Below are 12,014 nucleotides of genomic sequence, written 5' to 3'. Positions count from 1 at the left end.
TACACCTCGTCTTTTTATACTGAAAGAATTTCTCCCGTCTACCGAACAGTAAAACTATAATGATAAAGCTTCAAGAAAAAGCAAGCTTCTACACAGCGTATAGTAGAAGCTGCTATACTTTCTTATTACTCTACTTTATTTCATACTTTCTAAAAGCTCTTGTTCGTAATCATAAAGAGCCGTTGGATAATCTCCATTAAAGTAAGCCATACATAAACCGCCATATTTCCCTTCATATGGGCGGCCAATTGCATCGATTAAGCCCTCTTCACTTAAAAACGTTAAAGAGTCTGCTCCAATGATTTGACGAATTTCTTCTATTGAATGATTTGCTGCGATTAATTCTTTTCTTGTTTGAATGTCAATTCCATAGAAGCATGGATACTTAAGCGGCGGCGAAGCAATTCTTACATGCACTTCTGTTGCCCCAGCCTCGCGAAGCATACGAACAATTCGCTTGCTTGTTGTACCGCGCACAATAGAATCGTCAATCATAACAACACGTTTCCCTTCAACAACACCACGTACTGCTGAAAGCTTCATTTTTACACCTTGCTCACGTAATTCTTGTGAAGGTTGAATAAAGGTACGTCCAACGTAACGATTCTTAATTAACCCTAATTCATAAGGAATTCCTGTCGCTTCCGCGTAACCGATTGCTGCCGAAATACTAGAATCTGGTACACCTGTTACAACATCTGCTTCAACTGGAGCTTCCTTTGCTAACAATTTCCCCATATTTTTACGTGCCGCATGAACGTTAACGCCAGCAATGTTTGAATCAGGGCGAGCAAAATAAATATACTCCATACTACAAATTGCATGCTCTACATCATTTGTATAGCGATCTGCGTGTATTCCTTCATCATTAATAACAATGATTTCCCCAGGCTCTACATCACGAATGTACGTTGCGCCCACAACATCAAATGCACATGTTTCAGATGCTACAACGTAAGCATCTCCCATCTTTCCAATCGAAAGGGGCCTAAATCCATTTGGATCTAATGCAACAATCATTTCGTTTCCTGTTAATAATAAATATGCAAAAGCACCTTTTACTTTGTTTAGTGCATCTTTTACACTTTCAATTAATGTACCTTTTGTATTACGCTTAATTAAATGAAGCAATACTTCTGTATCCGAACTTGTTTGAAAGATGCTTCCTTCTGCTTCTAATTCACGACGAAGCATTTTTGCGTTAATTAAATTACCGTTATGAGCTAATGCCATACTATGGTCTGAGAAGCGAAATAACAGTGGTTGAACATTTGCAACTTCAGCGCCGCCTGCTGTCGCATAACGAACATGCCCAATCGCTGATTGTCCGTTTAAGCCTTCTAACTCGCCGCGTGAAAACACTTCTGATATTAAACCAAGACCTTTATGACCAATGATTTTCTCCCCATTATTTACAACAATGCCAGCGCCTTCTTGGCCACGGTGCTGCAAGCTATGCAGTCCATAATACGTAACTTGAGCTGCATTTTCATGCCCCCAAATTCCGAAAACGCCACATTCTTCATTTAGCCCCTTTATTTCATTAAGCATGGAATAGCCCCTTTCCAAGCCGTTCTCATTTCATCAACATCTGCTGTAAGCAATACTTCGTTTTCTTCATTACGAATTGTTAATTGATTTGCACTTGTTACTTCCCCAACATAAAGTGCATCTATCATACTTTCAAACGCTTCTTTTTGCTCACGTTTTACTGTAACAACAAAGCGAGATTGTGATTCTGCAAATAACATTGCTGTTGCTTCTCCAGCTAATTTCACATCTGCACCTAATCCGTTTGCACCCATTGCACTTTCTGCGAAAGCAACTGCTAATCCGCCTTCTGCAACGTCATGCGCTGATTGTACAAGACCTTTTTGAATAGCTGCTAGTAATTGCTTTTGGCGTTTTTCTTCTACTTCTAAATCGATGCTTGGTGCTTGACCGAAGATTTTACCATGTAACATTTTTTGTAGCTCACTACCACCAAACTCAGCTTTCGTTTCACCGATTACATAAACAAGATCGCCAGCTTGCTTAAACTCTTGCGTTGTTACATGCTTTACGTCATGTACAAGACCAACCATACCAACAGTTGGTGTTGGGTATACCGCTTCACCGCTGCGTTCGTTGTACATCGATACGTTTCCGCCAATAACAGGTGTACTTAACGTGCGGCATGCTTCGCTCATACCATCTACTGACTTCTCAATTTGCCAGAAAATTTCTGGCTTTTCTGGATTACCGAAGTTTAAGCAATCTGTAATTGCAAGCGGCTCACCGCCAGAACATACAATATTACGAGCTGCTTCTGCTACAGCGATTTTCCCGCCCATTTCTGGGTCTAAATAAATGTAGCGAGAGTTACAATCTGTTGTCATTGCTAATGCTTTATTTGTTCCGCGTACACGAACAACCGCTGCATCAGATCCTGGTGTAACAACTGTGCTTGTGCGTACTTGATAATCATATTGATCATATACCCACTCTTTACTTGCAATCGTTGGTTGTTGTAATAGAGATAATAATGTTTCTTTATAATTCTCCACTTTCGGTGTTTCAATCTTCATTTGTTGGAACTCTGCAAAATACGCTGCTTCTTTTGAAGGCTTATGATAAACAGGTGCTTCTTCTGCTAATGCATCAGCTGGCACTTCCGCAACCATTTCTCCTTTATGGAATAAACGAAGCATTTTATCTTCAGTTACTTTTCCCATTGTCACTGCCGCAAGACCGTATTTTTCAAATAACTCTACAATCTCTTGCTCTCTACCTTTTTTCACGACGATTAACATACGCTCTTGTGATTCAGAAAGCATCATCTCATATGGCGTCATACCTGTTTCACGTTGTGGTACATCATCTAAGTACATTTCAATACCCATACCTGCTTTACTTGCCATCTCTGCAGAAGATGATGTTAAGCCTGCTGCTCCCATATCTTGAATACCGACAAGTGCATCAGATTTGATAAGCTCTAAGCACGCTTCAATTAAAAGCTTCTCCATAAACGGGTCGCCTACTTGCACTGCTGGGCGCTTTGCATCGGAATCCTCAGATAGTTCTTCTGACGCAAACGTTGCACCGTGAATACCGTCACGGCCTGTTGCTGCACCAACATACATTACTGTATTACCAGCACCGTGCGCTTGACCTTTTTTAATATCTTCATGGTTAATTAAACCAACACACATTGCATTTACAAGTGGATTTCCTTCATAGCATGGATCAAACTGTACTTCTCCGCCAACAGTTGGAATTCCAATGCAGTTACCGTATCCTGCAATACCTGCTACAACTTCTTCAAATAAATATTTCACGCGCGGTGATTGTAACTCACCGAAGCGAAGTGAATTTAACATAGCAATTGGACGTGCTCCCATAGAAAACACATCACGTATAATACCGCCTACTCCTGTTGCCGCACCTTGATACGGCTCAATTGCAGATGGATGGTTATGACTTTCCATTTTAAATACCACCGCTTGATTGTCACCGATATCTACGATACCAGCACCTTCACCAGGACCTTGCAATACACGTTCACCAGTCGTTGGGAACTTACGAAGAACTGGCTTTGAGTTTTTATAACTACAATGTTCTGACCACATAACAGAGAATAATCCTGTTTCTGTATAGTTTGGAAGACGGCCTAAAATCTTTTCAACCATTGCAAACTCTTCGTCGGTTAATCCCATTTCTGCATAAATGCGTTTTTCTTTAATTTGAGTTGGATTTGGCTCAAGCAGTAACGACATATGTTTCCCTCCAATGTTTCAAAATAGATTGAAATACTTTTAGACCATCTGCTCCTCCAAGCAATTCGTCAACAGCACGCTCTGGGTGCGGCATCATGCCAAGTACATTCCCTTGCTCATTTACAATCCCTGCAATATCTGAAACGCTTCCGTTTGGATTCTCTACATAACGGAACACAATTTGATTATTTTCTTCTAACTGTTTCAATGTTGCTTCATCACAGTAGTAGTTTCCTTCACCATGAGCAATCGGAATATCGATAACTTCGTCTTTCTCATATTGCGACGTGAACATTGTTGTATTATTTTCAACACGTAGCTGAACAGTACGACACATAAATTTTAAGTTTTTATTGCGAATTAATGCACCTGGTAGCAATCCAGACTCTACTAAAATTTGAAAACCATTACATACACCTAAAATTGGCTTTCCTGCTTCAGCTGCTTTTTGTACGCCTTTCATTGCGTTTGCAAAGCGAGAAATAGCTCCGCAGCGAAGATAATCTCCGTAAGAGAAACCGCCTGGTAGTAAAATTCCATCGTACTCATCTAAGTTTTCTGTATCATGCCAAACGTAGTCTACATCTTGGCCAAGCTCATCTTTAATTGCATGAAACATATCCACATCACAGTTCGAACCTGGGAAAACGATTACGGCAAATTTCACTGCGCGACAACCTCCTCAACTTCATAGCGATAATCTTCAATCACTACGTTCGTTAATAATTTCTCACACATTTCTTTTACCATTGCATCAATATCTGTAACTGATTTATCAATTGTTAACTCCATATATTTACCGATACGAACATCTTGTACTTCTGTAAACGAAAGACTATGAAGCGCCCCTTTTACCGCTGTTCCTTGTGGATCTAATACACTTTCTCTTAACGTTACATATACTTTTACTTTATACATGTGAAGCTCCCCCTAATCGTTTTAAAAGTTCTTCATAAGCATCTGTTAAATTACCAAGATCGCGGCGGAATACATCTTTATCAAATTTTTCATTGCTCGTTTCATCCCATAAACGGCATGTATCTGGTGAAATTTCATCCGCTAATAAAATTTCTCCCTCTTCTGTTACCCCAAACTCTAATTTAAAATCTATTAATCTTACACGACAGTTTGCGAAATGCTCAATCAATACTTGATTAATCTGTAGAGCTTTTTCTCGTAATATGCTTACTTGCTCTGGCGTTGCAACGTTTAACACACGAATATGATCTTCTGTTACAAGCGGATCTCCTAAATCATCATCTTTGTAGTAAAATTCCACAATCGGTGTTGTAAGTGCAGTTCCTTCTTCCATTCCTAATCGTTTTGAAAGACTGCCTGCAATTACATTTCTTGTGACAACTTCTAATGGAATGATGCTCACTCTTTTTACGATTTGTTCTGTTTCCGATATTTTCTCAACAAAGTGTGATTTGATTCCCACTTCTTGTAACTTTCTGAATAAAAGAGTTGTAATCTCATTGTTCAGACGACCTTTTCCAGAAATCGTCGCTTTCTTTTCCCCATTGAAAGCAGTAGCACTATCTTTGTACTCTACCCAAACCATATCTGCTGTTTCTGTACGATAAATTCTTTTTGCTTTTCCTTCATACAGCAATTCTAGCTTTTGCACTTCGCAAGCCCCCTGTAGTTTGAAAAATGTGAATAGTATAATTAAAAAGAATGGCACAGAATGATCCTATTCTGTGCCATATAAAATTATCAGTTTAAGCCAAGACGTTCAAAAATTGTATCAACATGTTGTAAGTGATGTTCATAGTTGAAACATTCATTGATTTCTTCTTGTGTCAATTTGCTTGTAATACGCTCATCAGCTTCTACAAGCTCTTTAAATTGTACTTGTGTTTCCCAAGCTTCCATCGCTTTAGGTTGTACAATATCATAAGCTTCTTCACGTACCATACCTTTATCGATTAGCGTAAGCATTACGCGCTGAGAGTAAATTAAACCGTATGTTCTTTGCATGTTACGCTTCATGTTTTCTGGGAATACCGTTAAGTTTTTCACGATATTACCGAAACGATTTAACATGTAGTTTAATGCGATTGTTGCATCTGGTAAGATAACGCGTTCTGCAGAAGAGTGAGAAATATCACGCTCATGCCATAATGGAACGTTTTCGTAAGCAGTCATCATGTAACCACGGATAACACGAGCCAAGCCAGTCATATTTTCAGACCCAATCGGATTACGTTTATGTGGCATTGCAGACGAACCTTTTTGTCCTTTCGCAAAGGCCTCTTCTACTTCACGTGTTTCACTTTTTTGTAAACCGCGAATTTCGACTGCCATTTTTTCGATAGATGTTGCAATTAGTGCAAGTGTTGACATGTAATGTGCATGACGATCACGTTGCAGCGTTTGTGTAGAAATTGGTGCTGCTTCTAATCCTAAATTTTCACAAACATATTTTTCAACGAATGGATTGATGTTCGCGAATGTACCAACGGCACCAGAAAGTTTACCAACGCGAACTGTATCAGCTGCTTGCTTAAAGCGCTCTAAGTTACGTTTCATTTCTTCATACCAAAGGCCAAGCTTTAAACCAAATGTTGTTGGTTCTGCATGAACACCATGTGTTCTTCCCATCATAATTGTGTATTTATGTTCTTTTGCTTTATTAGCTAAGATACTAATGAAGTTCTCTAAGTCTTTTAATAAAATCTCATTAGCTTGTTTTAAGATGTAAGATAACGCTGTATCTACTACGTCTGTAGATGTTAAACCGTAGTGTACCCATTTACGTTCTTCACCTAATGCTGGTGTTTCAGATACCGCACGAGTAAATGCTACAACATCATGACGTGTTTCTTGTTCAATTTCATAAATACGTTCAATATCAAAAGATGCATTCTCACGAAGTTTTTTCACATCTTCTTTTGGAATATCTCCAAGTTCAGCCCAAGCTTCACAAGCTAAGATCTCAACTTCTAACCACGCTTTAAATTTGTTTTCTTCCGTCCAAATCGCACCCATCTCAGGGCGTGTATAACGACTAATCATCTTTTTCCCTCCAACAGTTGTTCTTGATGGTCCCAAATATGCAATGTCCGCGCTTTTTCTAAAGCAACATCAATCTTATCATTTAAAATATTAACGTGCCCCATTTTACGCTGCGGCTTTGCTTCTTCTTTACCATATAAATGCAAGTAACACCCGGTTAATCTATTCACTTGCTTTAGGACCCCTTCTATATGTTCGCCTAAAATGTTTACCATGACAACTGGTTTTAACAAAATTGTTTCTCCAAGAGGTAAATTACAGATTGCTCGAATATGCTGTCCGAATTGACTCGTTTCACAGGCATCAATTGTATAGTGTCCAGAATTGTGCGGCCTTGGTGCTAACTCATTAATATAAATCTCACCATTTGCTGTAGCAAACATCTCTACTGCTAGTGTTCCCACTAGCTTTAGTTCATCCGCTAATCTCTCTGCATACTGAATTCCTTTTTGTGATAGTTCTTCTGTAATACGAGCTGGTACGATTGATTCATGTAAAATGTTATCCACGTGAATGTTTTCGGCTACTGGAAATACTTTCGTTTCACCGTTTACACTACGTGTAACAATAACGGAAATTTCTTTTTCAAATGAAACCCACTTCTCTAAAATACATTCAGCCTGATTTACAAGTTCCATCGCTCTCGCAACATCAGCTTCACTTTTTAGTACAACTTGCCCTTTTCCATCGTATCCCCCTGTTGTTGTCTTTAACACACAAGGGAATGAAAATTCAGCAATTGCTACTAAAAGCTCTTCCTGCTTCTGAACGAGTCTGTATGGTGCTACTGGTAAACCGGCTTTCGTGATTGCATTTTTTTCTGTATAACGATTTTGTGTTGTATATAATAACTCACTGCCCTGTGGTAAATAAGCATTCTTTTCAAGCCATTGTAAGCAGTTATAATCAATATTCTCAAATTCATATGTTACAACATCACTTATTTCTGCTAAGTGCTGAATTGCTTTTAAATCATTATACGGTGCCACAATCTCAATATCGGCAACTTGTGCACACGGCGAAGACTTTGCTGGATCTAATACTGCAATTTTATATCCCATTTCTTTTGCTGCAATCGCCATCATTCTGCCAAGTTGTCCCCCGCCAATAATACCAATCATTTGTCCAGGTAAAATCGTTTTTATCACTGCAGTTCACTACCTTCTCGCACATTTTTTTCAATTGCTTCTCGTCTCAGTTCTAATGCATCGTGTATATCATCATGAAACGATCCTAGCATTTGCGTGGCAAGTAAACCTGCATTTGTAGCTCCAGCTTTTCCAATTGCGACAGTCGCAACTGGAACACCTCCTGGCATTTGGACAATAGATAGTAATGAATCTAAACCATTTAACGCTTTCGATTGAACAGGAACACCGATGACAGGAATATTCGTTTTTGCAGCAACCATTCCTGGTAAGTGAGCGGCCCCGCCTGCCCCAGCGATAATAACTTTTATTCCACGTTCACGAGCTGTTTCTGCATATTGAAACATATAATCTGGAGTCCGATGAGCGGATACGACTTTCTTCTCATACGGAATATTTAACTCTTCTAATATTTCACAAGCATATTTCATTGTTTCCCAGTCTGACGTGCTTCCCATAATGACTCCAACTAGTGGTTTCATATTAGAATCCCCCCGATTCAAATAAAAAAAGCCTGATATAGAACATTCCTCTTTTACTATGAGAGAAAGTGCTCTACTCAGGCATGCGTATCCCATGTGAATAGAAAAATACCGAGTGACTTTCCCTCATAGTCCAACGATTAACGGTCGTTAGGTAGAGACTTGCAGGCCATATCCCCGCGATTATATGAGGTGCGATATAATATTGCTTCTACCGTTATATTAACAGGTGTTATTCAAACATGTCAACAAATAATCGAATGTTTTTAATAATATTAAATGTAACGTTCGTGTTTATTCCAGAAAACCGTATAAATATGCTTTATAAAACGAAATATATGTCAAATAACAAGTATTATTCAGGCATAATTTCCTTGACATACATACAAAATGCAGTGATACTTAAAGAAAAAGGCAGGTTTTGAATATGGAAAAACAAGTTGCTGTACTTACCTTTCAAGAAGATACGCAATCCTACAAAGCATTCTCTGTTATTAAAAAATTTCATTTAGAGCATCAACTAAAAGTGGAGCAAATTGCAGTTATTAAACGAAAAATAGATGGTGAATTATCAATTGAAGATTTCTTAGATGTAACGGGCGCTGATAAAACCAATAAAGGCGGTTTAATCGGGATGTTTGTTGGGATTCTAGGCGGACCTTTCGGTGTATTGTTAGGTGGACTAATTGGATCAACGATTGGTATATTTAAAGATAAAAAAGAGATTACACATGCATATTCTGTTTTTGAAAACACATTAAAATCTATTAAACCTGGAAAAACAGGAGTCATTGTAATTGTGGAAGAGAAGACAGAAGATACATTAAATAGCATTGTACATGAAGGAAATGGAAAAATAGATCGTTATCTTGAAGCTGAATTGCGCTCCGAAATTGAGGCAGAACGTAAAAAATTAAAAACTAAGTAACTAGTAAACTGTACCCCGAATCGTGAACACTTAAAAAAGTCCATGATTCGGGTTTTTTTGTATGTTTTTAAAGCTACTTCCTCGTTATAACGGAAACAATCATACAGTGAGGTATGGGAAATGAGTAAAATTATTTTTAAGGCCTTTTAAATGAAACAATTAGAGAAGAATGAAAGCGTAGTGAAAGCATCAGAGTGTTACTTTTTTAAACATAAAAAAACCTAAGTCAAAACGACTTAGGTTTTTGCCTGGCAACGTCCTACTCTCACAGGGACAAAGTCCCAACTACCATCGGCGCTAGAGAGCTTAACTTCCGTGTTCGGTATGGGAACGGGTGTGACCTCTCTGCCATCATTACCAGACTTATGAAGGTATATTCCTTCAAAACTAGATAACATTTGCTTCATATTATATGGTTAAGTCCTCGATCTATTAGTATTCGTCAGCTCCACATGTCACCATGCTTCCACCTCGAACCTATCAACCTGATCATCTTTCAGGGATCTTACTAGCTTACGCTATGGGAAATCTCATCTTGAGGGGGGCTTCATGCTTAGATGCTTTCAGCACTTATCCCTTCCGCACATAGCTACCCAGCTATGCCCTTGGCAGAACAACTGGTACACCAGCGGTGCGTCCATCCCGGTCCTCTCGTACTAAGGACAGCTCCTCTCAAATTTCCTACGCCCACGACGGATAGGGACCGAACTGTCTCACGACGTTCTGAACCCAGCTCGCGTACCGCTTTAATGGGCGAACAGCCCAACCCTTGGGACCGACTACAGCCCCAGGATGCGATGAGCCGACATCGAGGTGCCAAACCTCCCCGTCGATGTGGACTCTTGGGGGAGATAAGCCTGTTATCCCCGGGGTAGCTTTTATCCGTTGAGCGATGGCCCTTCCATGCGGAACCACCGGATCACTAAGCCCGACTTTCGTCCCTGCTCGACTTGTAGGTCTCGCAGTCAAGCTCCCTTATGCCTTTGCACTCTACGAATGATTTCCAACCATTCTGAGGGAACCTTTGGGCGCCTCCGTTACTTTTTAGGAGGCGACCGCCCCAGTCAAACTGCCCACCTGACACTGTCTCCCGGGTCGATAAGACCCGTAGGTTAGAATTTCAATACAGCCAGGGCGGTATCCCACCAGCGCCTCCACCGAAGCTAGCGCTCCGGCTTCAAAGGCTCCCGCCTATCCTGTACAAGCTGTACCAAAATTCAATATCAGGCTACAGTAAAGCTCCACGGGGTCTTTCCGTCCTGTCGCGGGTAACCTGCATCTTCACAGGTACTATAATTTCACCGAGTCTCTGGTTGAGACAGTGCCCAAATCGTTACACCTTTCGTGCGGGTCGGAACTTACCCGACAAGGAATTTCGCTACCTTAGGACCGTTATAGTTACGGCCGCCGTTTACTGGGGCTTCAGTTCAGAGCTTCGCTTGCGCTAACCCCTCTCCTTAACCTTCCAGCACCGGGCAGGTGTCAGCCCCTATACTTCGCCTTACGGCTTCGCAGAGACCTGTGTTTTTGCTAAACAGTCGCTTGGGCCTATTCACTGCGGCTTTCCGTTAAGAAAGCACCCCTTCTCCCGAAGTTACGGGGTCATTTTGCCGAGTTCCTTAACCAGAGTTCTCTCGCACACCTTAGGATTCTCTCCTCGCCTACCTGTGTCGGTTTGCGGTACAGGCACCTTTTATCTCGCTAGAAGCTTTTCTTGGCAGCGGGGAATCAAAGACTTCGCTCCATAAGGAGCTTCCCCATCACAGCTCAGCCTTTGCGGTAAGCGGATTTGCCTACTTACCAGCCTAACTGCTTGGACGTGCACAACCAATCGCACGCTTCTTCTATCCTTCTGCGTCCCTCCATTGCTCAAACGATAAAGAGGTGGTACAGGAATATCAACCTGTTGTCCATCGCCTACGCCTGTCGGCCTCGGCTTAGGTCCTGACTAACCCTGAGCGGACGAGCCTTCCTCAGGAAACCTTAGGCATTCGGTGGACGGGATTCTCACCCGTCTTTCGCTACTCATACCGGCATTCTCACTTCTAAGCGCTCCACCAGTCCTTACGATCTGACTTCACAGCACTTAGAACGCTCCCCTACCACTGATACCATAGGTATCAATCCGCAGCTTCGGTGGTGTATTTAGCCCCGGTACATTTTCGGCGCAGAGTCACTCGACTAGTGAGCTATTACGCACTCTTTAAATGGTGGCTGCTTCTAAGCCAACATCCTAGTTGTCTAAGCAACTCCACATCCTTTTCCACTTAATACACACTTTGGGACCTTAGCTGGCGGTCTGGGCTGTTTCCCTTTTGACTACGGATCTTATCACTCGCAGTCTGACTCCCAAGGATAAGTCATTGGCATTCGGAGTTTGACTGAATTCGGTAATCCGATGAGGACCCCTAGTTCAATCAGTGCTCTACCTCCAAGACTCTCACACTTGAGGCTAGCCCTAAAGCTATTTCGGGGAGAACCAGCTATCTCCAGGTTCGATTGGAATTTCTCCGCTACCCACACCTCATCCCCGCACTTTTCAACGTGCGTGGGTTCGGGCCTCCATTCAGTGTTACCTGAACTTCACCCTGGACATGGGTAGATCACCTGGTTTCGGGTCTACGACCACGTACTAAACGCCCTATTCAGACTCGCTTTCGCTACGGCTCCGCCTCTTCAG

General features: G+C 41.2%; 9 protein-coding genes, 2 rRNA genes and 1 riboswitch (1 of these 12 only partly in view). Of the genes, 1 reads left to right on the top strand and 10 read right to left on the bottom strand.

Annotated features, from left to right (window positions below):
• Positions 1 to 135 precede the first annotated feature (135 nt).
• The 8 genes from purF to purE form a co-directional block, all read right to left on the bottom strand.
• Positions 136 to 1,551, bottom strand: a complete 1,416-nt coding sequence (purF, locus tag NKR74_RS01580; protein WP_253628421.1) for an amidophosphoribosyltransferase — start codon at positions 1,549 to 1,551, stop codon at positions 136 to 138.
• Positions 1,536 to 3,755 carry a phosphoribosylformylglycinamidine synthase subunit PurL gene (purL, locus tag NKR74_RS01575; protein ID WP_253628420.1) on the bottom strand — a complete coding sequence of 740 codons (2,220 nt, stop codon included), beginning with the start codon at positions 3,753 to 3,755 and terminating at the stop codon, positions 1,536 to 1,538. The genes purF and purL overlap by 16 nt, the downstream gene beginning before the upstream one ends.
• Complete coding sequence (gene purQ, locus NKR74_RS01570; RefSeq protein WP_098309203.1) at positions 3,739 to 4,422, bottom strand: phosphoribosylformylglycinamidine synthase subunit PurQ; 684 nt, start codon at positions 4,420 to 4,422, stop codon at positions 3,739 to 3,741. Before purQ ends, purL begins: the two co-directional genes overlap by 17 nt.
• Complete coding sequence (gene purS / locus NKR74_RS01565) at positions 4,419 to 4,673, bottom strand: phosphoribosylformylglycinamidine synthase subunit PurS (RefSeq protein WP_098309204.1); 255 nt, start codon at positions 4,671 to 4,673, stop codon at positions 4,419 to 4,421. The genes purQ and purS overlap by 4 nt, the downstream gene beginning before the upstream one ends.
• Positions 4,666 to 5,385, bottom strand: coding sequence for a phosphoribosylaminoimidazolesuccinocarboxamide synthase (gene purC, locus NKR74_RS01560; protein WP_253628419.1), 720 nt, complete (start codon positions 5,383 to 5,385; stop codon positions 4,666 to 4,668). Before purC ends, purS begins: the two co-directional genes overlap by 8 nt.
• Before the next feature lie 89 nt (positions 5,386 to 5,474).
• Positions 5,475 to 6,776 carry an adenylosuccinate lyase gene (gene purB, locus NKR74_RS01555; RefSeq protein ID WP_253628418.1) on the bottom strand — a complete coding sequence of 434 codons (1,302 nt, stop codon included), beginning with the start codon at positions 6,774 to 6,776 and terminating at the stop codon, positions 5,475 to 5,477.
• Entirely contained in the window at positions 6,773 to 7,924 is a 1,152-nt protein-coding gene (gene purK / locus NKR74_RS01550; protein ID WP_253628417.1) for a 5-(carboxyamino)imidazole ribonucleotide synthase, read from the bottom strand. The genes purB and purK overlap by 4 nt, the downstream gene beginning before the upstream one ends.
• Positions 7,921 to 8,406, bottom strand: coding sequence for a 5-(carboxyamino)imidazole ribonucleotide mutase (purE, locus tag NKR74_RS01545; RefSeq protein ID WP_098309208.1), 486 nt, complete (start codon positions 8,404 to 8,406; stop codon positions 7,921 to 7,923). Before purE ends, purK begins: the two co-directional genes overlap by 4 nt.
• 109 nt (positions 8,407 to 8,515) lie before the next feature.
• Positions 8,516 to 8,617, bottom strand: a riboswitch (purine riboswitch).
• 216 nt (positions 8,618 to 8,833) lie between these two features.
• Between purE and NKR74_RS01540 the strand changes: the two genes are divergently transcribed.
• Positions 8,834 to 9,334, top strand: coding sequence for a DUF1269 domain-containing protein (locus NKR74_RS01540; protein ID WP_098309210.1), 501 nt, complete (start codon positions 8,834 to 8,836; stop codon positions 9,332 to 9,334).
• Positions 9,335 to 9,580: 246 nt separating this feature from the next.
• Here the strand turns inward: NKR74_RS01540 and rrf are convergent.
• Positions 9,581 to 9,696: ribosomal RNA gene (gene rrf / locus NKR74_RS01535) — 5S ribosomal RNA — on the bottom strand.
• Between the two features lie 50 nt (positions 9,697 to 9,746).
• A 23S ribosomal RNA gene (locus NKR74_RS01530) occupies positions 9,747 to 12,014 on the bottom strand (it continues 654 nt past the right edge of the window).

Source organism: Bacillus sp. 3103sda1 (assembly GCF_024159135.1).
Lineage (GTDB): Bacteria > Bacillota > Bacilli > Bacillales > Bacillaceae_G > Bacillus_A > Bacillus_A rhizoplanae.
The sequence above is the reverse complement of the archived record's forward strand: the minus strand, read 5'-3'. Positions and strand labels throughout refer to the sequence as shown.